General features: G+C 68.0%; 19 protein-coding genes. 5 read left to right on the forward strand and 14 right to left on the reverse strand.

The annotated features are described in order from the left end of the window. The first annotated feature begins 123 nt into the window (after window positions 1-123). Window positions 124-318 carry a hypothetical protein gene (locus tag TSH64_RS16855; protein WP_109446591.1) on the forward strand — a complete coding sequence of 65 codons (195 nt, stop codon included), beginning with the start codon at window positions 124-126 and terminating at the stop codon, window positions 316-318. Here TSH64_RS16855 and TSH64_RS16860 read toward each other — a convergent pair. The 9 genes from TSH64_RS16860 to TSH64_RS16895 form a co-directional block, all read right to left on the reverse strand. Beyond that, window positions 266-1225 carry a YihY/virulence factor BrkB family protein gene (locus tag TSH64_RS16860; protein ID WP_109446593.1) on the reverse strand — a complete coding sequence of 320 codons (960 nt, stop codon included), beginning with the start codon at window positions 1223-1225 and terminating at the stop codon, window positions 266-268. The two genes, TSH64_RS16855 and TSH64_RS16860, sit on opposite strands and share 53 nt — an antisense overlap. Before the next feature lie 247 nt (window positions 1226-1472). Next, window positions 1473-2129, reverse strand: a complete 657-nt coding sequence (locus TSH64_RS16865; protein WP_146208035.1) for a hypothetical protein — start codon at window positions 2127-2129, stop codon at window positions 1473-1475. A 199-nt stretch (window positions 2130-2328) separates the two neighbouring features. Beyond that, window positions 2329-3072 (reverse strand): two-component system response regulator BtsR, encoded by a 744-nt coding sequence (gene btsR / locus TSH64_RS16870; RefSeq protein ID WP_247872989.1) that lies wholly within the window; start codon window positions 3070-3072, stop codon window positions 2329-2331. Next, window positions 3069-4775, reverse strand: coding sequence for a sensor histidine kinase (locus tag TSH64_RS16875; protein WP_109446597.1), 1707 nt, complete (start codon window positions 4773-4775; stop codon window positions 3069-3071). The genes btsR and TSH64_RS16875 overlap by 4 nt, the downstream gene beginning before the upstream one ends. A gap of 121 nt (window positions 4776-4896) precedes the next feature. Continuing rightward, window positions 4897-5622, reverse strand: coding sequence for an MlaA family lipoprotein (locus TSH64_RS16880; RefSeq protein ID WP_109446599.1), 726 nt, complete (start codon window positions 5620-5622; stop codon window positions 4897-4899). A 110-nt stretch (window positions 5623-5732) separates the two neighbouring features. Next, window positions 5733-6536: a polysaccharide deacetylase family protein gene (locus TSH64_RS16885; RefSeq protein ID WP_109452748.1), complete on the reverse strand. Its 804-nt coding sequence runs from the start codon at window positions 6534-6536 to the stop codon at window positions 5733-5735. Between the two features lie 191 nt (window positions 6537-6727). Next, window positions 6728-8953, reverse strand: a complete 2226-nt coding sequence (locus tag TSH64_RS16890) for a TonB-dependent siderophore receptor (RefSeq protein WP_146208036.1) — start codon at window positions 8951-8953, stop codon at window positions 6728-6730. A 71-nt stretch (window positions 8954-9024) separates the two neighbouring features. Beyond that, window positions 9025-9174 (reverse strand): hypothetical protein, encoded by a 150-nt coding sequence (locus TSH64_RS35655; RefSeq protein ID WP_158285379.1) that lies wholly within the window; start codon window positions 9172-9174, stop codon window positions 9025-9027. A 514-nt stretch (window positions 9175-9688) separates the two neighbouring features. Then, complete coding sequence (locus tag TSH64_RS16895) at window positions 9689-10588, reverse strand: LysR family transcriptional regulator (protein WP_109446603.1); 900 nt, start codon at window positions 10586-10588, stop codon at window positions 9689-9691. Between the two features lie 106 nt (window positions 10589-10694). On the opposite strand from TSH64_RS16895, the gene TSH64_RS16900 reads away from it, so the two are divergent. Next, window positions 10695-12128, forward strand: coding sequence for an aldehyde dehydrogenase family protein (locus tag TSH64_RS16900; RefSeq protein ID WP_109446605.1), 1434 nt, complete (start codon window positions 10695-10697; stop codon window positions 12126-12128). On the opposite strand, the gene TSH64_RS16905 is transcribed toward TSH64_RS16900, so the two are convergent. The 4 genes from TSH64_RS16905 to TSH64_RS16920 form a co-directional block, all read right to left on the reverse strand. Beyond that, window positions 12125-13042: a ParB/RepB/Spo0J family partition protein gene (locus tag TSH64_RS16905; protein ID WP_109446607.1), complete on the reverse strand. Its 918-nt coding sequence runs from the start codon at window positions 13040-13042 to the stop codon at window positions 12125-12127. The genes TSH64_RS16900 and TSH64_RS16905 overlap by 4 nt on opposite strands. Beyond that, complete coding sequence (locus TSH64_RS16910) at window positions 13032-14060, reverse strand: AAA family ATPase (RefSeq protein WP_109446609.1); 1029 nt, start codon at window positions 14058-14060, stop codon at window positions 13032-13034. The genes TSH64_RS16905 and TSH64_RS16910 overlap by 11 nt, the downstream gene beginning before the upstream one ends. 129 nt (window positions 14061-14189) lie before the next feature. Continuing rightward, window positions 14190-15500, reverse strand: a complete 1311-nt coding sequence (locus tag TSH64_RS16915) for a hemolysin family protein (RefSeq protein WP_109446611.1) — start codon at window positions 15498-15500, stop codon at window positions 14190-14192. 351 nt (window positions 15501-15851) lie between these two features. Beyond that, window positions 15852-16835, reverse strand: coding sequence for a cation diffusion facilitator family transporter (locus tag TSH64_RS16920; RefSeq protein WP_109446613.1), 984 nt, complete (start codon window positions 16833-16835; stop codon window positions 15852-15854). Window positions 16836-17699: 864 nt separating this feature from the next. On the opposite strand from TSH64_RS16920, the gene TSH64_RS16925 reads away from it, so the two are divergent. Further along, window positions 17700-18629, forward strand: a complete 930-nt coding sequence (locus tag TSH64_RS16925) for a replication protein RepA (protein ID WP_098735578.1) — start codon at window positions 17700-17702, stop codon at window positions 18627-18629. 143 nt (window positions 18630-18772) lie between these two features. Here the strand turns inward: TSH64_RS16925 and TSH64_RS16930 are convergent, their stop codons facing one another. Next, entirely contained in the window at window positions 18773-19963 is a 1191-nt protein-coding gene (locus tag TSH64_RS16930; protein ID WP_109446616.1) for an HPP family protein, read from the reverse strand. Window positions 19964-20126: 163 nt separating this feature from the next. Here TSH64_RS16930 and soxR point away from each other — a divergent pair, with 163 nt between their 5' ends. Both soxR and TSH64_RS16940 read left to right on the forward strand, forming a co-directional pair. After that, window positions 20127-20582 carry a redox-sensitive transcriptional activator SoxR gene (soxR, locus tag TSH64_RS16935; RefSeq protein WP_109446618.1) on the forward strand — a complete coding sequence of 152 codons (456 nt, stop codon included), beginning with the start codon at window positions 20127-20129 and terminating at the stop codon, window positions 20580-20582. 151 nt (window positions 20583-20733) lie between these two features. Beyond that, window positions 20734-21888 carry a D-alanyl-D-alanine carboxypeptidase family protein gene (locus TSH64_RS16940; protein WP_158285380.1) on the forward strand — a complete coding sequence of 385 codons (1155 nt, stop codon included), beginning with the start codon at window positions 20734-20736 and terminating at the stop codon, window positions 21886-21888. The last annotated feature ends 26 nt before the right edge of the window (window positions 21889-21914 follow it).

Below are 21914 nucleotides of genomic sequence, written 5' to 3' on the forward strand. Positions count from 1 at the left end.
GCCCCGGAATGCGCCGCTCGGACCGCCAGGGCGCCGCTCGCCGGAAAGCGGCCCGGCGCTTGCCGCAACGGCGCTATGGTGGGACGTCCCACATCGCCGCGCGGCTTCCGACAGAGATCTCCGATGACCGATACCTGCCCCCGCACCCCTTTGCGCAAGGCGCTTGCCAACCTGCGCCGCCTGTTCAACGACGACAGCTACGACCGCTACCGCGAGGCCCAGGCCCGCCTCGCCCCGGACGAGCCGCCGCTCGACCCGCGGTCCTTCAAGGCGCGGCAGATCCTGATGACTCTGGGACGGGGCTGCTGCGGCCGGTAGCCGGCTCGCCCAAACCGGGAGCGGGGCCGGGACCGGCTTCGGGCTTCAGTCCGGGAAGCCGCGCCCGGCTGCCGCTGCGTTCCGAATAGGCGCGGGTCAGTTCCGCCCCGAACAGGAAGATGACCGCCGAATAATAGACCCACAGCAGGATCAGCACGAAGGAGCCGGCCGCGCCATAGACCGAGACCACGCCGCTGGTGGCGATGTAGAAGCCGATCAGGAACTTCCCCACCGCGAACAGGAAGGCGTTCACCGCCGCCCCCAGCCAGACGTCGGCCCAGCGGATGTAGGTGTCGGGCAGGATGCGGTAGATCAGGGCGAACAGGCCGGTCAGCACCGTCCAGGACACCAGCACGTCGAACAGCCACAGCAGCGACGGCATCGCCGGCAGATAGGCCGAGGCCCAGCGGCCGGCCGCCGCCAGCCCGGCGCTGACCACCAGCGAGACGATCAGCAGGAAGCCGATGGCGGCGATCAGCGCCAGCGCCTTCAGCCGCACCCGCACCAGCCAGGTGATGGTCGATTCCTGGGGCGCGGCCACCCGCCAGATGCGGTTCAGCCCGGCCTGAAGCTCGACGAAGACGGTGGTGGCGCCGACCAGGATGGTGCCGATGCCGATGACGCTGGCGACGATGCCGGTCTCCTTGGCACCGGCCCGCGCGATCAGATCCTGCAGGGTTTCGCCGGCATCGTGCCCGACCAGCGCGGTCAGCTGATCGACCAGCGCGCCGCGCGCCGCCTCGTCGCCGAACACCAGCCCGGCCAGGGCGATCACCAGGATCGCCAGCGGCGCCAGCGAGAAGATGGTGTAGAAGGCGATGGAGGCCGCCATGCTCATCGCGTCGTCGTTCATCCAGCCATAGGCCGCATCGACGACTATCGCCCATCCCCGCCGCACCCTGCCCATCGCCCCCTCCTGTCCCATACCGTATCCCCCGCTAACACCGGCGGCGGCCATTCGGTCATGGTCGGAGGACAGGAGAGCGCCGGTGACGGACAGAAATCCACGGTCGGCCGGCTGCGAGGGATGGGCCGGGCCGGGGGGAAACCGACGCCAGGACAGTGCGGCGAAACTGATCCAGATTGGACTTTGCCCGCCGCTGACCGGCGCCTTCGGGGCGGCCCGCCATCCCGTCGGGCCAGGACGATGTCGTTCAGAAAATCGCGGCGTTCAGGTTCTTCTCGAAATTCTTCAGGAAAGCCGACACCTCTTCCGCGGCCTTCTTGTCCTGCCACGACGACAAAGACTTGATGTTCTTTGCAATGTCGGGCCGGATGTCCATCTCGGTCTTGCGGTTCAGCAATGTGTTCGCGATCCCCTGCTTGGCGGCAAAGCCGTCGAATTTCTTGGCCTCGTCGGCCAGCTTTTTGAGCAGCGGGATCATCTTCGAATCGTCGAGGATGATGGCGTGCAGGGCCTTGTTCTTGCCCTTGCTTTCCTTCCACATTTCCGCCCACTCTTTCCCGAGCAGCTTCGGATCCACCTCGTCCGATTCGTGGGTGATGCATCTGCAGAAGTCATCGAGGGTATCGAGCCCCTCTTCTTTTTCCTTCTTTGTGGCGATCAACCTGGCTTTCAGTTTCTTGCCCAAAGCCCCTGCCAGGGCCACGACCTGCGACTTCAGGGACTCGACGACCTTGCTCTGGTCGGACATCATCTTGGTGTAGGTCTTGTACTCGTCGAAAAGTCCATCGAGATCCTTCGACACGACAGCGAATTTATTGCTGAATTTGTGCTTCACCAAATGCTCGCGATGCTTTTTGGTGAGGCCATCCCATTCACGCAGGAGATCTGAAACTTTCTTTGCCATTTCCATCACCGCCGAAAAACAAGAAGGCTGACGGAAAAGGATATCTTCCTTTTTCCTGTCATTCTGAAGCGATGGTATCCGTATCAGGTTTTCAGACAAACAGCGGACCCATCCAAAATGGGGGTTCCGCAACTCCAGCCTTCCATATCGCCTTGCTTCACTCTTGGGATGCAATTGCCGATGCAAGCGGGCACCGGCTTCACCCCATCCCCAGCCTCTCCTTGAGCGCCCCCAGGAAGCGCCGGCTGACCGGGACCGTGTGCCCGCCGGTGGTCTGTATCTCCGCCAACCCGCCGTCGGCGAAGCGGATTTCCCGGATGCGGTCCGGGTTGACCAGATGCTGGCGGTGGCAGCGGAACAGCGGGCTCTTCTCCTGGATGGTGTGGAGCGTCAGCTCGGTGAAGCGCTCCTGCCCGTCCTCCCCCACCACATAGACGCCGGCGGGGCGGGAGACGACATACTCGACGTCGGCCAGCTTCATCAGGGTGATGCGGTTGACCCCGGTGCAGGGGATGTGGCGCAGCTCCGCCGCCCCCGGCAGCACCGCGACCTCCTGCGGGGCGCGCTGGCGGCGCAGCCGCTGCAACGTCTTCGCCAGCCGCGCCGGATCGGCCGGCTTCAGCAGATAGTCGAAGGCATGCTCCTCGAAGGCCTGGACGGCATATTCGTCGTGCGCGGTCAGGAAGACGATGCGCGGCATCCGCTCGGGATCGAGCATGCTCAGCATCTCCAGACCGCTGACCCGCGGCATCTGGATGTCGAGGAAGACCACGTCGGGCGCCTGCCGGTTGATGGCACCGATGGCCTCGATGGCGTTGGCGCATTCGCCGACGATGCGGATGTCGGCGGAGTCCTCCAGCAGGCGGCGCAGCTCCTCGCGCGCCAGCGGCTCGTCATCGACGATCAGGACGGTGATGGCAGCGGGCATTGCGGGAGCCGTCATGCGGGCACGGTTTCCTCAAGGGGCAGGCGCAGGGTGACGCGGGTGAAGGCATCCGGCTCGCAGGCGACCGACACGCCGTACGCTTCACCGTAGCGGTTGCGGACGCGGCGGTCGACGATGGTCATCCCCAGCCCGTCGCCGCCCGGCTTGGCCTCATAGAGCCCGGCATTGTCCTCCACCGCCAGCAACAGGTCGCCGCCGTCCCGCCGCGCCGCGATGCGCACCCGGCCGTCGCCGAGAAGCTGCGCCGTGCCGTGCTTGATCGCGTTCTCCACCAGCGGCTGGAGCGAGAAGGCCGGCAGCCGGGCGTGGCGCAGCTCGTCCGGCACCTCGATCTCCACCGCCAGCCGCCCGGTGAAGCGGGCCAGCTCGATCTGGAGATAGGCGCTGACATGTTCGACCTCGTCGGCCAGCGTCGCCATCTGGCTGGGGCGCTTCAGGTTCTTGCGGAAGAAGGTCGACAGGTTCTGCACCAGCTGCCGCGCCCGCTCAGGATCGTTGCGGATGACGGCGGAGATGGTGTTCAGCGCGTTGAACAGGAAATGCGGGTTCACCTGGGCATGCAGAAGCTTGATCTCCGACTGCGCCAGCAGCGCCTTCTGCTGCTCGTAGCGGCCGGCCAGGATCTGGTTGGACAGCAGGCGGGCGACACCCTCCCCCAGCGTGCGGTTGATGGTGGAGAAGATCTTGGTCTTCGGCTCGTACAGCTTGATGGTGCCGATCACCCCGCCATCCTCGCCGACCAGCGGGATGACCAGCGCCGCCCCCAGCCGGCAGGCCGGGCTGATCGAGCAGCGATAGGCCACCTCGTTGCCGTCGGCATAGATCACCTGGTTGCTGGCGATGGCCTGATGCGTCTGCGGTGAGCTGATCGGCGTGCCCGGCAGATGGTGGTCGTCACCCATGCCGATGAAGGCCAGCAGCTTTTCCCGGTCGGTGATGGCGACGGCGCCGACGCCGGTCTCCTCGAAGATGATGCGGGCGACGCGGGTGCTGTTCTCGCTGTTGAAGCCGCCGCGCAGCACGCCGTCGCAGCGCGCGGCGATCTTCAGCGCCTTGGCGGAAAAGGCGCTGGACTGCTTCTCGTCCAGTACGCGCCGCTCCAGCAGGATGCGCATGAACAGCGCGGCGCCCAGGGTGTTGGCGACGATCATCGGGGCCGCCACCACCTCCACCAGATGCATCGCCGCCTCGAACGGCCGGGCCACCGCCAGGATGATCAGCATCTGCACCACCTCCGCCACGAAGGTGACGGCACCGACGCGCAGCGGGTTGAACAGCGGTTCGATCCGGCCCTGGCGCACCATGTGGCGGTGGACCAGCCCGCCGATCAGCCCCTCCGCCATGGTGGAGATGGCGCAGGCCAGCGCCGACATGCCGCCCAGCGAATAGCGGTGCATCCCGCCGGTCAGCCCGACCGCGAGCCCCACGGAAGGCCCGCCGAAGATGCCGCCCAGCACGGCACCGATGGCGCGGGTGTTGGCGATGCTGTCGTCGATGTGCAGGCCGAAATAGGTGCCCATGATGCAGAAGATCGAGAAGATCACGTAGCAGGCCAGCTTGTGCGGCCAGCGCACCGTCACATGGGTCAAGGGCAGGAACAGCGGCGTGCGGCTCAGCAGATAGGCGATCACCAGATAGACGCACATCTGCTGGAGCAGCGAGAGGACCAGGGTGAAGGGCTCGATGGGTATGGGAGGCATGGCGGTTTTCCCGGCAGCGGCCTTCCGGGACCGGCGCTGCTCCGCGCCATCCTACACCGGTGGGGCGTTCCTGCCGATGGGACATCCTTGCATCCCTCGGGGCCGAGCCTCGTGCTGTCTCCTACAGCTCTGCCTTTATCGCCGGACGGACCTGGGCCGGATGGACCTGGCGCGGACGGGCCGGACCGCAACCCTGTTCGATGTACTGCCTGTATTCGTCGCGCTGGACGGCGTAGAGGTCTTCGCCCGCTGCCGGAATGGCCTTGGCGTGCCGCAGGGCGGACGCCGAGCCGCCCAGGTCGATCACCACGAAATCGACGGCGGCCAGCGTCGTCGAGATGAAGCTGAGCGCATAGACCTCCGCGGCGATGCCCGCCGTCAGGGCCACCGCCGCCACCGTGTTGGTCGGCCCGACGAACGGCAGCACGAGGTACGAGCCGGGCGCGAGGCCGGTCTTGCAGAGCGACGTGCCGAAATTCTCCTCCCGGCGCTCCAGCCCGAGCCGCGTGGCGACATCGAACAGGCCGCCGACGCCGAGCGTCGAGTTGATCCCGAAACGCGCCGCCGAGGCGGCGGCACCGCCCGCCTTGCCCTGCAAGCCGTTGTCGAGAACCATCTCGATCTCGGTCAGGTTCGCATAGGCGTTCGACAGGCCGGCCGAGACCGGGGCGGGCACCCACGGTCCGATGTGATCGACGGCCGGATCGATGACCCAGTCGACCAGCCCCTTGTTGACCGCGAACATGGCGCGGTTGAACGGCTCCAGGGGGTCCGCGGCGAAGGCGGCGACCGGGGCGCACCCCATCGCCAGGGCCATGACCAAGCCAACCGCAAGCCTCGCCGCCATGCCGCCCTCCCCTGCTCGCCCGCGCTCCCCGCCGGTCCAAGTCTAGCTGACGCCGGCGGCGGGCGGCAAATCAGGGCAAATCCAGATTGCCCTGCCCCTTCCCCTGCCCGTCAGTGCCGGCGCGGTGCCGGGTGCAGCAGGGCCAGTTCCGGGGTCACCGACTGCCGCATCGCCGCGTCCCACTCGCTCATGGTGACGAAGCGCAGGCCCCGCCTCTCCCCTTCCTCCAGGATCGCCGGCAGCGCCGCGACGGTGGCCGCCTTGGTGCTGTGCATCAGCACGACGGCGCCGGGCTCCAGCCGCTCGACGATGCGCTGGCGGATGATGTCGGAGCCGGTGTCCTTCCAGTCCTGGCTGTCGGCGGTCCACAGCACCGTCGCCATGCCGTGCCGGCGCGCCAGCGCGGCCAGCGCATCGTCCACGTCGCCATAGGGCGGCCGGAACCACGTCGCCGCCACCCCGACCGATGCCAGCGCCTTTTCCGCCTGCGCCAGGTTCCACTCGCGCTCGGCCGGCTTCAGGTCGGTGGTCATCGGGTGGGTCTGGGTGTGGCTGCCGACCTCGTTGCCGGAGGTGGCGACCATCCTGGCGATGTCGCGATGCTCCGGGATCTTGGCGCCGATGTAGAAGAAGGTGGCCTTCGCCCCATGCGCCCGCAGGATGTCGAGGATTTGCGGGTCGTGCCCGTCCGGCCCGTCGTCGATGGTCAGCGCCACCACCCTGGCAGACGGCAGTGTCGGATCGACCTGGGCGAGGTCGAGGTCCGATCCGGGGATCAGATGCCGGGTCACGAAGGGGGCCGCCCCATGGGTGGCGGCATAGCTGCGCTGGCCGGACATGGCCGAGGCAGGCAGGCACAGCAGGGCTGCCGCCAGCCCGAGCGGCAGGACGGCGCGGCGGAACAGGGTCATCATCGCGAGGGGCACTTGGGAAAAGGTCGGGGCCGGCCCCTTCCCTAGAAAGGGGTAGGGCCGGCGGAAGACCTGAGCTTTGCGCCCGCCCGCCGCGATGGACAAGCGATTTATTGCGGACCTGGGGAGACAGGGGCGGACACAGGGGGCGGGCACAGGGGGCGGATGTCCAACCGCCCCCCGCACAGCCGCCGTTACAGCTTGGCCCGCAGGGTCAGCAGGACGGTGCGCGGCTCGCCATAGATGTTGCCCGACTGCACGTTGTTGATGCGCTGGTAATAGGTGCGGTCGAACAGGTTCTTGACGTTCACCGCCGCCGTCACCTTCTCGGTCACGTCATAGGCGACGCGGGCGTCCACCGTCGCATAGCCGCCCTGGGTCAGGCGGGCATAGTTCAGCGACGGGAACTCGTTGTACGTCGAGGTCTGGGCGTTGATGCCGCCGCCGACGCTCAGCCGGTCGTCGATGCTCTCGGGCAGGCGGTAGTTGGTCCACAGCTTGACCTGGTGCATCGGTGCGATGGCGGTGAAGGCGCTGCCGGAGTTGGCGCTGCTGTCCAGGCTCTTGGCGCGGGTGAAGGTGTAGCCGGCATAGGCGTCCCAGCCCGGCAGGATCTCGCCCGAGACGTCCAGCTCGAAGCCGCGGCTCTGCGCCTTGCCGCTGGAGATGTAGATCGACTGGTTGGGATAGCGCGGGTCGGACTGCGGCCGGTTCTCCTCCTCAATGTGGAAGACCGAGGCGGTGGCGTGCAGGCGGCCGCCGAAGTAGTCGGCCTTGACGCCGGCCTCGTACTGCCGGCCCTTCAGCGGCTCCAGCACCTTGCCGGACGCATCGACGAAGGACTGCGGCTGGTACATCTGCGTGACGCTGGTGTAGAGCGCGTAGGTGGAATTGACGTCGTAGACGAGGCCGGCATAGGGCGTGACCTTGCCGCGGACGGACGCGCTGCTCTCGGCGGTGCCGGCCAGCCGGTCGGCATCGACCTTGGTCTGCCACCAGTTCATCCGCCCGCCGACGATCAGCTTCAGCGGATCGGCCAGCTTCAGGCGCAGGACGCCATAGGTGCCCCAGCTGTCGGTGGTGGTCTTGGTGTCCCGCTGCCAGTTGCGCCAGGCCGGTTCGGGGGCCGAGGCGTTGGGGGCGAAGATGTTCTGCGTCACCGACCAGCTGCCGACCGGGTTGGCCGCGCGGTGGCGGAAGGTCCAGCGCTCGTAATTGGCGCCGACCACCGCCTCGTGGGTCTGGCCGAACAGCCCGAAATTGCCGCTGGCCGACAGGTCGGCGCCGACCTGGTCCTGGTCGTAACGGACCTTCTGGGCGTAGAGCGTCGTCCGGTTCACCCCCGGCGTGACCGGGGAGTAGGCGTAGGCCATCTTCCGGTCCATCTCGTTGTCGATGTAATGGGTGGCGAGCTTCACCGCCCAGCCATTGTCGAACTTGTGCTCCAGATCAGCGAAACCGCCCTTGGTGGTGAAGATGTCGCGGTTCCATTCCTCGCCCAGCGAGGTCGAGCGGTCGACGTCGAGCAGCCGGAACTGCGGCTGTCCGTTCACCACCGTGGCATAGCCCGGCAGGTTCCAGGCGCCCTTGTAGCTCATGCGCTGGTACCAGGCGCCGGCCGTGAGCGTGGTGTCGGGCGTCAGGTCGGCGGCGATGCTGCCATAGGCGACCGCCCGGTCCTGCGCCGTCCAGTCCTGGAAGCCGTTGCGGTCCTGATAGGCGCCGACGAAGCGTCCGCGCAGGCTGCCGGACTGGTTCAGCGGCCCGGTGATGTCGCCCTCGCCGCGATAGTTGGCGTAGGAGCCGGCGGTCAGTTCGCCATAGCCCTCCAGCGTCTTCTTCGGCGTCTTGCGGACCAGGTTGATGGCGCCGCCGGGGCCGCCCATGCCGTTCAGCAGCCCGGCCGGTCCCTTCAGCACCTCCACCCGCTCATACATCGCCAGATCGGGCGAGGCGAAGATGCGGCTGTCCAGCGTGGTCGGCACGCCGTCGAACTGCAGGTTCGTCATCTCGAAGCCGCGCGAATAGAACTGCAGGCGGTTGCCGTCGATCGGCTCCACCGTGACGCCCGGCGTCTGCTTCATCGCGTCTTCGAGCGTGATGAGCTTCTGTTCCTCGATGCGCTCGCGCGGCACCGTGATCACGGTCTGCGGCACCTCGCGCGGGGCGAGCGGCAGCTTGGAGCCGATTGTGGTCGGCGGGTTGGCGTCGCGCTGGCGGTCGGCGCCGACGTCGATGGTCGGCAGGGTCATCGCCCCGGACGACATCGCCCGCGACGGGGCCGTGTCGCCCGTGTTCGTCGTCGCTTGCGCCAAGGCCAGGGCCGGCAGCAGCAGGGCTGCCGCCGCAACCGACGCCAGCAGGCGGACGCGCCCCCTGTTCCGTCTCCCAAGGCGTCCGGGCTGCCTGTTAATCGTCATTCCGATGATCCCCCATTCGTCACTGTGCTGATGTCAATTCACGGTTTTGTTGGCCACGGCCGGCCCCCCGGTCAGGGCCGTGGCGATGCGCCGGCGGTTGGAAGTGCGCGCTCGATCCGCGCTCTTCCTGCCAGCACCAGCGTGAGGTCGGGCCAGATCGAATGGTGCTTCTCCGTCGTCATCACGACGTCGAAGCCCGTGTCGGGGCTATCCCAACTCATGCCGAACCTCCTTCTGCCGAAGATGCGGAAGGGATGGTGTTATCGGGGTAGGAGCAGCTGGAAGAATGCGTCCTGCGTTCTTGCATAATGATATTAATTCTTATTCGCAATATGGTTTGTGGTAAGCCAGCGCTCGGCCACGCGGAACGGCGGTGCCGCCCCTACCCGCGCGATCCGTGGCACCTCTGCCAACCCCACCGCGTGCTCGCCACTGCACCGGTATCCGTCGCCATCGCTGCCCACCCAGAGGCGGGAGGCAATGGAGTGCCCCAATATGCAAACGATTCTCACTCGCAGTAAAGATGTTTTCTGCCGCCCTCCCCTTCGACAGCGTGGTGATCTTCCGAAAATTACCCGGTGGACGAGACTGGATGAGCTGGCCACCGGCTCAGGTCACGGCGCCGCGTGACAGGCCGGTGCTGCGCCTGGACTATGCCGGCGGGCTTTCTCCGCCGCGGCGATGTGGGACGTCCCACAACAAGCGCGCAGAGCGTGGGACGTCCCACATCGCCCCCTACCGCCCGCCCCCAAGCTCCCGCACCAGATCCACCAGCGCCCGCAGCCCCGGCGGCAGATGGCGCCGGCCTGAGTAGTAAAGACACAGTCCGGGAAACGGCTGCGTCCACTCCTCCAGCACGCGCAGCAGGCGCCCGGCGGCGATGTCGTCGGCGACATGCCATTCCGCCAGATAGCCGAGCCCCAGCCCAGCACGCACCGCGTCGAGCATCAGGTCGGCATCATCCAGGATCAGCGGCCCGGTGCCGTCGATGGCGACCGTCTCGCCATGCCGCTCGAACTCCCAGCGGTAGAGGGCGCCGCTCGGCAGGCGGCTGCGGATGCAGCGGTGGCCGGCAAGGTCGGCCGGCGCCTCCGGCAGGCTGCGGCCGGCGAAATAGCCCGGCGTGCCGACGACCGCGAAGCGGAGGTCGGGGCCGAGCGGGATGGCGATCATGTCCTGCGGCACCTGCTCCGCCAGCCGCACGCCGGCATCGAAGCCCTCCAGCACGATGTCGACCAGCTTCCCTTCGGTGACGATGTCGACCGTCATTTCGGGATAACGGCGCACATACTCCAGAATGACCGGCTTCATGATCATCCGCGCAGCACCGGCCGAGCTGTTGATGCGCAGCGTTCCGGCGGGGGCCAGCCGATGGTCGGACAGCCGGTCGATGGCGGCGCGGATGTCGCGCAGGGCAGGGGCGGTGTCGGCGACGAACTGCTCGCCCGCCTGGGTCAGCGCCACGCTGCGCGTCGTGCGGTGGAACAGCCGCACCCCCAGCCGCTCCTCCAGCGCCGCGATGGCATGGCTGAGCGCCGAGCGCGACATCCCCAGCTCGGCCGCCGCGGCGCGGAAGCCGCGATGCCGGGCGACGGCCTGCACCGCTTCCAGCTCCATCAGTCCGGTCACGCTCATTGTCCCGATCCGTTCACCGATGCATGCGGGATTGTCCACCTTATCACCCGGCGGCCCCTGTGCCACCTGAATGGCCGACACCCACCGACCGCTCCGGGAGAGCCCGATGCACGAGATCGACAGCATCTATATCGACGGCCGCTTCGTCACCCCGCATGGGACGGAGCAGTTCGACCTGCACAATCCGGCGACCGGCGCCTTCACCGGCCGCGTCCGCCTTGCCGACGAGGAGGATGCGCATGCCGCAATCGCCGCCGCCAAGCGCGCCTTCCCGGCCTTCTCCCGGACGGCCAAGGCGGAGCGGATCGCCCTGCTCCACCGGATGGGCGATGCCTTGGCCGCCCGGCGCGACGACCTGCTCGATTCGGTGATCGAGGAGTATGGCGCCCCGGCCTCGCGTGCCGGCTTCATGGTCGATCACCCGGTGAACGCCTTTCGCGAGACCGCCGAACTGCTCGCCGATTACCCCTTCGTCCGCCGGATGGGCACGGCCGAGGTCAGCATGGAGCCGCTCGGCGTCGCCGGGCTGATCACGCCGTGGAACAGCAACGCCGGCTTCATCTGCGGCAAGCTCGCCACCGCCATCGCCGCCGGCTGCACCGCGGTGATCAAGCCCAGCGAGATGAGCGCCCGCCAGACGCGGATCGTCACCGAGGCGCTGCATGCCGCCGGCTTGCCGCCCGGCCTGTTCAACATCGTGACCGGGCGCGGCGAGCGGGTGGGGGCGGCGATCTCCAGCCATGCGGACGTCGCCAAGATCTCCTTCACCGGCTCCACCGCCACCGGCAAGGCGATCCTGCGCGCGGCGGCCGACAGTCTGAAGCGCGTCACGCTGGAGCTGGGCGGCAAGTCGCCGACGATCATCCTCGACGATGCCGACCTGTCGCGGGCGATCCCACTGGCGGTCGGCGCCGCCTTCATGAACAGCGGCCAGGCCTGCATCGCCGGCACCCGCCTGCTGGCTCCGCGCAGCCGGCTCGCCGAGATCGAGGCGCTGACCAAGGCGGCGGTCGAGGCGGTGCGTACCGGCGACCCACGCGATCCGGCGATCATTGTCGGTCCGATGGTCAGCCGGACCCAGTGGGAACGGGTGCAACGCTACATCCGCATCGGGGTGGAGGAGGGCGCCGTCCTGCTGGCCGGCGGGGAAGGGCGGCCGGAGGGCCAACCGGAATTTTCCGGCGGCTGGTTCGTGCGGCCGACCCTGTTCACCGGCGTCCGCAACGACATGACCATCGCGCGCGAGGAGATCTTCGGCCCCGTCCTCTCCATCATCGCTTACGAGGACGAGGAGGAGGCGGTCGCCATCGCCAACGACACACTCTACGGCCTTCAGGCCTATGTGCTGGCGGGCGACACCGCCCGCGCCCGCCGGGTGGCGAACCGCATCGTCGCCGGCCGGGTGCTGATCAACAGCCTGGCCCACGACCCGAAGGCGCCGTTCGGCGGCTTCAAGCAGTCCGGCATCGGCCGCGAATATGGCAGCTTCGGCCTCGACGCCTTCCTGGAGCCCAAGTCGCTGCTGGGGGAGGGCGTTTAGGCGCCCTCGTCCAGGATGGCGTCGATCTCGGCCCGCAGCCGCACCAGCCGGTCGCGGTTGTCGGGGTCGAGATGGCGGCGCTGTTCGCGCACCACCGCCACGTCGCGCAGGATGCGCTTCACGCTGGCCTGCAAGGCCCGCACCGCCTCCTTCGCATCCGGCTCCTCGGCCGGTGCGTCATCGGCAACACCGCCGGCAACACCGCCTTGGGCATGGTCGCGCTTGGCCTGCCGCACCGCCTTGACGCTGGCGCCCTCCTTGGCCCGCTTCCACAGCCCGGCCTGCAACCCGGCGGGAGCGGCGGCGATCTCGATCATCACGGAGCGGGAGACATGGGCGAACCCGGTCGCATACTCCTCCCGGATCTCATCCGGCAGCCCCATGATCGACAACAGCTTGGTCACGTCGGTGCGGTCGCGCCCGACGACAGCCGCCAGCTCGTCATGGGTATAGCCATGCTTGTCGATCAGCCGGGCCAGCGCCGCCGCATATTCCACCGCGTTCAGATCGACGCGCTGGACATTGTCGATCAGCCCGATCTCGTCCGGATCGCCGGAGGTCAGGATGGCGAAGACCGTCTTGCGGCCCAGCATCTCGTGGGCACGCACCCGCCGCTCGCCGCCGATCAGCAGATATTCGCCCTGGGGCAGGGGACGCACCAGGACCGGGTTCTGCAGCCCGTGCCGCTCGATGGAGGAGGCGAGGCTGCGCAGCTCCGCCTCGTCGAAATGGCGGCGCGGCTGGTCGGGGTTGCGGTGGACGCGGGCGAGGTCCAGTTCCACCACATGCGGGAAGCCGGCCGAGGTGCCGAACAGCCGGTCGCTGCCCACCGTCAGCCCGCCGGCCATGCCAGTCGCGGGCTCGGCCGCAGTGCCCAGCAGCTCGCGGGTCTTGCGTTCGAACTTACGCGACATGGGTCGTCTCCCGGTTCTGGGCATAGGCGCGGATCTGGCGCGCCACCTCGCGGAAGGTCTCGGCCCCCGGCGCCTTGGGATCGCCGGCCAGCGTGATCATGCCGGCCGCCGCCGCCTTGCCATAGACGGTGGCGCGCGGGATGGGATCGAAGACCGGCACCTGGCCGGCGTAGGATTCGTGCAGTTCCTGCAACGTCGCGCGGTCCTGGGTCAGCCGGTCGTTGTACATGGTCGGGATGATGCCGGCGATGCGCAGGGCCGGGTTCACCCGGCGGCGGATGCGGCCGATGGTGTCGACCAGCCGCTTGACGCCCAGCAGGGCCAGCGCCTCCGTCTGCACCGGCACCACCACCAGCTCCGCCGCCGACAGGGCGTTGGCGGTCACCAGACCCAGGTTGGGCGCGCAGTCCATCACCACGAAATCATAGGAGTGGCGCACCTCGTCCAGCTTCTCGCGCAGGATCAGCCCGCCGGTGGAATCGGCCGCCAGCTCCACGTCGGCATCGGCCAGCGACAGCCCGGCCGGCGCCAGATCCAGCCCGCTCTCCGCCGTCGGCATGATGACCGAGCTCAGCGGCTCTTCCGAGCGCAGCACATAATAGAGTGTCTTGCGCTGCTGCTCCAAGGCGACGATGGCGGCGTTGCCGATGCCGACATGGACGGTGGCGTTGCTCTGGGAATCGCAGTCGATCAGCAGAACCCGCGCCCCGCCCTCGGTCAGGGCATAGGCGAGGTTGACGGCGGTGGCGGTCTTGCCGACGCCGCCCTTCTGGTTGGCCACCGCCAGATACGTGGCGGAGCGCGGCCGTTCGTCCGCCTTGTGGCGGGTCAGGAAATCGACGAGCTGCTGCGGGATGCGTTCCGCCCCGCTTTCCCAGCGGCTGATCCGCGCCTTGGTATAGCTGCGGCCGAGCTGCCCGTTCAGCCAGTCGGCGAACTGCGTCTGGTTCTCGCCGCGGCGCTCGCGCAACTGGCGCATCTCGTCGCCCCCGCCACCCATGGACAGCACTCCCGTCATTCCGCTTTGGACTCCGCCCCCCATCGGCGGCCGGGCGGAGTCTGAGCAAGTTGCCGGAACTTTGTCAATGGAGCCCGTGCGGAGTTGCAACAACAAATGCGCCCCTGCCCCCTCGGCCGGCGGCGGACCTCACTCCTCCGCGTCGGCCGGCTGCTCGATTTTGGGCATCACCAGCACCTTGTCGATGCGGCGGCCGTCCATGTCGACCACCTCGAAGCGGACGCCGTTCCAGTCGAACCACTCGCCGGCCTGCGGCACATGGCCCAGCCGGTGCAGCACCAGACCCGCCAGCGTGTGGAAGTCGCCGGCATCGCGCAGGCCGCGCACGCCGACGGTGTCCTCGAACTCGTCCACCGGCATCCAGCCCTCGACCAGCCACGAGCCGTCCTCGCGCCGGATCGCCGCAGTCTCCACCGCCTCGCCGGCCTCCGGCAGGTCGCCGGCGATGATCTCCAGGATGTCGGTCAGCGTGACCAGCCCCTCGATGCTGCCATACTCGTCGACGACCATCGCCAGATGGTGGCCGGAGTTCTTCATCAGGTCGAGCAGCTTCAGGATCGGCGTGCCGTCATGCACCACCAGCGGCTTGGCGGCCCCGGCCTCCAGGTCGAAGGGGCGGCCCTCGACGACCATGCCCAGCAGGTCGCGGGTGTGGACGACGCCGACCAGCTCGTCGAGCGCGCCGCGGCACACCGGATAGCGGGAATGGCCGAAGCTGCGGATCGCCTCCAGCACTTCGGCCTGCGGCTTGCCGAGGTCGAGCCAGGCGACGTCCGGCCGGGGGACCATGATGCTGCGCACCGTGCGGTCGGCCAGCCGCAGCACGCCGTCGATCATCTCCTTCTCGGCCGGGGCGAAGACGCCGGTCTCGGTGCCTTCGGAGATCATCGAGCGGATCTCCTCCTCGGTGACCGTCTCCTCGCGCGCGCCATGCAGGCCGAGCAGCCGCAGCAGCAGGTCGGTGGAGGCGCCGAGCAGCCAGACGAAGGGGCCGGCGATGCGGGAGAGCATGCGCATCGGCGGGGCGATCAGGGAGGCGACCCGCTCCGGGTTCTTCAGGGCGATGCGCTTCGGGATCAGTTCGCCCAGCACGATGGACAGATAGGTGATGACCACCAGCACGCCGCCGACGCCGAGGATCTCGCCCTTGCCGGCCAGGGCGGGGAAGCCGTCCAGCCACTGGCCCAGCCGGTCGCCCAGCGTGGCGCCGCCATAGGCGCCGGCGACGACGCCGACGAGCGTGATGCCGATCTGGACGGTGCTGAGGAAGCGGCTCGGCTCCTCGATCAGCCGCAGCGCCGTCCGCGCTCCGCGGTCGCCCTGGTCGGCCAGATGCTGGAGCCGGGCCTTGCGCGAGGAGACGACGGCAAGCTCGGACATGGCGAACACCCCGTTGAGGAGCGTCAACGCAACGATGATGGCGATCTCAAACGAGAGCATCGAAGGATTCCTTGGAAAAATGGGCATGAGTCGTCGCGCGGACGGTGCCCGGGGCACCCCGCGTTCGACAGAACAGGTGACGATAAGGAAAACCGGTAGCGTAATGCGCGTCAGGCATCGGTCGGGCCATGCACCGAACGGGGCAGCACGGGAACGACCGGATCGCTCATGCAATAAGATATGGGTGCGCCGCGGGCGACCGGAGATCCGATCCCCCGCGGCCATCTGGGGCCGCTTGGCGAAGTGTTCATCGGGTCCCCGCCTGCCGGGCAGGGCTGCTCCATCCTGATTGCGCTCTGCCCGGCATGTGGTGTCGGTCCGGCCTTTTGCAAGGTTGGCCGTTTGCAAGCTTCAGCCGTCTGCAAGGTTTGGCCGGTCGCCGGCCGCCCGCACTTCGGTGAAGACGCGGCGGATCTCCGGGAAGCGCTCCTTCACCCGGCGCTCGATGCGGGCCAGCGTCCGCTCCACCTGACCGGCGCTGACCTCGTCCCGCACATCCAGGCTGAGATTGACGATCACCACCTTGGGGCCGAGATGGATGGTCAGCACCTCGTTCACATGGTCGACCGCCTCCTCCGCCCGCACCAGGGCACGCACCCCCTGCACCAGGTCGGGACGGGCGGCCTCGCCGATCAGCAGGCTCTTGGTCTCATAGGCGAGGAAGGCGGCGGTGGCGGCCAGCACCAGCCCGATCAGGATCGACCCGACGCCGTCATAGACCGGCTGGTCCAGCAGCAGATCCGCCGACAGGCAGGCGGCGGCGATGATCAGCCCGACCAGGGCGGCACTGTCCTCGAACAGGACGATGAAGACGGTCGGGTCCTTGCTGGCATGGACGGTCTCGAACACGCCGGCCTCGCCGCGGTCGGCGTTGAAGGCGCGCAGCGCCACCACCCAGCTGATCGCCTCCATCACGAAGGCGACGCCCAGCACGACGAAGTTGATCCAGGCGGACTCCACCGGCTGCGGATGGAGGATCTTCTCCACCCCTTCATAGATGGAGACCACCGCACCGCCGGCGAAGATCACCAGCGCCACGACGAAGGTCCAGAAATATAGCTCGCGCGCGTAACCGAAGGGGTGGCGCTCGTCGGGCGGCTTCTTCGACCGCTTCAGCCCGACCAGCATCAGCGCCTCGTTCCCGGTATCGACCAGCGAATGGACCGCCTCGCTCAGCATCGACGCGCTGCCGGTGATCAGCGCCGCGACGAACTTGGTGACGGTGATCGCCAAGTTGGCCGCGATGGCGGCAAGGACGACCTTCCCCGATTCCCCGTCTTCCCGGCCCCCCGCCGATGCCGCACCGGCAGTAACGCCCCCGGATGTTTCGGTCATTGCATCCCGCATTCTAGTCGCCCCCTCCGGCCATTCAGGCCCCAGGGCAAGGAAACTCCGCCACGGTCGGCCTGTTCCCTGGCGGCCCGATTCCTGAACCTTGGTGACGCTTCGAGGGCACACGACCGGTCCGGGTTTGAACTTTGGTGACGCCGACAGCCGGACCGACTCGGCGTGACTCCTGAACTTTGGTGACGCTGGGGGCGTGCAGGGTTTGAACTTTGGTGACGCTCCGGGGCCCGACTCGGCGTGGAGTCGACTCGACCGGGCGTTTGAACTTTGGTGACGCCCGGACTGTGGAACCCGGTGACGGGTGGTGAAGCGAACGTCGGCCCGGCCCGTCCACGAGCCCTGCAAAGGGAGGTCTCTATTCAAATCAACCACTTGACGGGATGTTTGCCTGGATCTCCGCCTTCACGGGGATGACGGCGGGCGCATGACCTTCCATTGGCAACGGGTCGGACAGGCTGCGCGCAGGCCGTCACGCTGCCCAAGCTACCCCCTGGAATCCTTGAACTTTGGTGACGCTCCGCAGGGGGCGAAGGCCGACTCCGACCTCGAATCGACAAGGTCGGCGTCACCAAGGTTCAAGCAAACAGCCAGTTCCGTGCCACGAGTCGTCCACAGGCACCCGGTTTCTCCCCATGAACTCTGGTGACGCCTGCCTTGAACTGTGGTGACGCGACTCGGACTTATCCCCTGAACTTTGGTGACGAATCTAATAGTTGATTCCAAATAGGTTCCAAATAGCCTGCGTCACCAAGGTTCAAATTGCCTTCGGCGCGATCCGGGGTGTTGTATCTGGCAGGTTCGGTCATCGGCCCGTCACAGGACGGTCATGCCGGCCAAAAGCTGGAGGTCGTCATGGGCAGCATTCATCGTTTGATCGAGACACACGGACGCGACGGCGCGCTGGCCCTCGTTTCGGACGAGGAACGGCCGCTGATCGACATCGCCGCGGCGGTCCAGGCCGCGGAAAACGGCAAGCTCGGCATCACCTATGCCGGATTCTGCCAGACCGCGCTGCCGCACCGCCAGCTTCCCGACGACCAGCATTGGGAACGCCCCGGCCACAAGGTAAAGCTGGTCATCCAGCCCGGCGTGATCGAGGATCGCAACGGCGTCACCCGCCGAATCGGCGTTCCCTACGGCAGCCGGGCCCGCATGATTCTGCTCTATCTCCAGACCCGTGCGATTCAGACCGGGAATCCGGAGGTCGAACTTGGCGGCTCCATGCATGACTGGCTGAAGCGGATGGACATCCCGATCTGCGGCAAGGCCTATCGCGACGTGGAAGACCAGGCGGCGCGCCTGTCCGCCTGCCACCTGACCTTCTTCACCGACGCCGACGGCGGCCGCCGGCAGAGCAAGGAATCGATCGTCGCCGACGCCATCCAGCTGCGCCGGCCCGACGACCGCCAGGGGACCCTGTTCACCGAGACCGTGCGGCTCAGCGACAGCTTCTTCAAGGCCTTGCGTGAGCACCCGGTGCCGGTGGCGGAAGAGGCGCTGAAGGCGATCAGCGGCAAGTCGATGGCGCTCGACGTCTATATCTGGCTGGCCTACCGCCTGCATTCGCTGGACAAGCCGACGCCGATCACCTGGGCGGCGCTGCATGGCCAGTTCGGCGCCGGCTATGCCCTGGTCCGCCAGTTCAAGACCAAGTTCATCCCGAATCTGAAATACGCCATGGCCGCCTATCCGGACGCCCGTGTCGAGGAATCGGGCGAGGGGCTGATCCTCCACCCGTCGCGTCCGCCGATCAACGAGCGGGTGGTGGCGCGCATCGCCTGACGCCATTCCGATTCTTGAACTTTGGTGACGCGGACCGCTCCGATTCTTGAACTCTGGTGACGCTGCACGCCCTTCGGACTAGTCCTTTCGGAGTCCCGTCACCAGAGTTCAAGAATCGCCGTTGACCTGCCACAGCCGAGCCGCTACGCCCGGCCCGCCGTCACGTCGCGCAGGTAACCGCGCGGCAGGGCATCGTTCAGCCCGTCGACCCCGGTCTGCACCGCGCGGGCGAGTGCTGTCCGGGCCAGCACCACCAGCAGGTCGGTCTGGGTGATCATTCCCAGCACCCGCCGGTTTCCATCGACGATCACCACATCGTGGGTGCGGCCGTCGGACAGGCGACCCAGCAGGCCGAAGACCGGGGTGTCGGGCAGCTCGGTCACAGCAGGCGCCATCACGCTGGCGACCCGCGATCCGTGGTGCAGGGCGTCGCCGTGCGACAGCTGCTCATGCCCGACGATGCCCACCACGGCATTCTGCGCATCGACCACCGGCAGGGTGCGGAAACCATGCTCCAGCAGCCGGGCGCGGGCCAGCTGGGGATGGGTGTCCGGCGTGACGGTGACGAGGTCGCGGGACATGATCTCGCGGCAGGTGATGTCGGCATGCAGCCGCTCCAGCGCGTGCAGCTCGGCATTGACCAGCAGGGCGCCGAGGTCGTCGCGGCTGACGTCCAGCGTCTCGGCCAGCGTGCGCAGCGCGCCGTCGACATCGCCCTGGGTCAGGCCGGGACGCAGCTGCGGCGGCGGATCGTTGGTGCGGTGGGTGTTGACCGTCTTGTGCGGGTAGCGATGGCCGGACAGCCGGTGGAACATCAGCCCGGCGGTCAGCAGCAGGATGGAGTTCACCGCGACGGGGAAGAAGGCGAACTTGATGCCCATCTCGGTCACCGCCGGCCCGCCCAGCACCGCGGTCAGGGCGGCGGCACCGCCGGGCGGATGCAGGCAGCGGGTCAGCGACATGGTGGCGATGGCCAGCGCCACCGCCGCGGCCCCGGCCAGCATCGGGTCGGGGATGACGGCGGCGACCAGCACCCCGACGACGGCCGACAGCGTGTTGCCGCCGACGATCGACCAGGGCTGGGCCAGCGGGCTGGCCGGCACGGCGAACAGCAGGACCGCCGACGCCCCCATCGGCGCCACCAGCACCGGCGCGCTCGACATGTAGGCCAGCATGTTGCGGCAGAGCAGTCCCGTCGCGGCGATGCCCAGCAGCGCGCCGCAGCAGGCGATCAGGCGGTCGCGCAGCGTGGCGCCGGGCAGGATCGGCCGGAACACCACCGCACCCAATCCCACCAAGCGCTCGCGCAGGGCGGCAAGCTTTCCCCTGGTCATTCGGTTCCCATTCCCCCGATCCAGAATTCTGATTACCCAATCGGCACTTTGCCCATTCAGGCGGCAAAGTCGGGGCAGGCTAAAACCTCAACAGAACTTGAGGTCAAGCGGAAAAGCCGGCAGACTGGCGGGACGGAGGGTTGCAGGAGAGGGGAGGGCCGGAATGCTGTCGCCGGAGGAGTATGACAAGGACCTGACGGTGGGGGAGGTGGCGCGCCGGTCCGGCGTGGCGGTCTCGACCATCCATTTCTACGAGGCGCAGGGGCTGATCCGGAGCTGGCGCAATCCCGGCAACCAGCGCCGCTTCTCCCGCGACGTGCTGCGGCGGGTGGCGGTGGTCAAGGTGGCGCAGCGGCTCGGCATCTCGCTTGCCTCCGTCGCCGACGCGCTGAACGCCCTGCCGGATGACCGCACCCCGACCACCGCCGACTGGCGCCGCATGTCGGAGCGCTGGCGGGAGGAACTGGATGACCGCATCGCCAAGCTGACCAGACTGCGCGACAATCTGGACGGCTGCATCGGCTGCGGCTGCCTGTCGATCCGCGACTGCCCCCTGCGCAACCCGTGGGACGAGCTCGGCGACGGCGGGGCCGGCCCGCGGCTGCTGGATCCTGCCTGATCCGATCCGGTCTGACTGCCCGGCCCGATCCGGTGACGGTCCCACATTAAAACTGGGTCACATGCGAAAATAAGGGGTGAAGCCGGCGCGGCGATGGTCCATGGAAACGGGCTTCGCAAGACCCATCCGTCGCCTCAGGGGATCCACAAGGGTGATCGTCGTCAATCCGCGGCCGCTGCTCCGCACTCTGGCCGGCTGCCTGTCGCTCGCCGCCGCCGTCCTGCTGTCCGCCCCGGCGCTCGCGCTGTCCCAGCCGGACACGGCGGCCAAGCAGGCTTATCTGGTCGATCTCTCCAGCGGGGAGGTGCTGCTGGACAAGAACGGGACGGTGCGCATGGCGCCGTCCTCGATGACCAAGATGATGACGGCCTACCTGACCTACGACGCGCTGGTCCATGGCCGGACGACGCTCGACACCAGTGTCCCGGTCAGCCAGGCCGCCTGGAAGATGGGCGGCTCGCGCATGTTCCTGAAGCTGGGCAGCACGGTGCGGGTGGAGGATCTGCTGCGCGGCCTGCTGATCGACAGCGGCAACGATGCTGCCGTGGCGTTGGCGGAAGGGCTGGCCGGCAGCGAATCCGCCTTCGCCTCGATGATGAACGCCAAGGCGCGCGAGCTGGGGATGGCCGACAGCCATTTCATGAACGCCAGCGGCTGGCCGGATCCGGGCCACTACACCACCGCCCGCGATCTGGCGACCCTCGCCACCCACCTGATCCGCGACTTTCCGCAGTTCTACCATTATGAGTCGGAGCGGAACTTCACCTGGAACGGCATCCGCCAGGGCAACCGCAACCCGCTGCTCTACCATCCCGTCAGCGTCGACGGCATCAAGACCGGCCACACCGAGGTCGGCGGCTATGGCCTGACCGCGTCGGGGGAGCGCAACGGGCGCCGTCTGGTGCTGGTGGTCAATGGCTTGCCCAGCCCGCAGGCCCGCAACGACGAGCCGACCCGGCTGCTCGACTGGGCGTGGAACAGCTTCAGGCTCTACCCCCTGCTGCGCAAGGGCGAGCTGGTGGAGCAGGCGCCGGTGTGGATGGGCGAGGAGGACAGCGTTCCGGTGACGGTCGCCGACGACGTGGCCGTGACCATGGCGCCGGCCGACCGCAACGGCCTGCATGTCGTCGCCACCCTGGCCGAACCGCTGCCGAGCCCGGTCCATCGCGGCGACGTGGTCGGCCGGCTGCGCATCGACTATGACGGCGCCGTCCGCCGGCAGGTCGATCTGGTCGCCGGCGCCGACGTCCCGGCCTCCAGCGGCCTGACCGCGCTCGGCCAGCGGCTGGGGCATCTGCTGCCGTAGTGTACGTCGCGGGCCGGCGAGTTCCG

Origin of the sequence: Azospirillum sp. TSH64 (genome assembly GCF_003116035.1) — a bacterium.
Classification (GTDB): domain Bacteria; phylum Pseudomonadota; class Alphaproteobacteria; order Azospirillales; family Azospirillaceae; genus Azospirillum.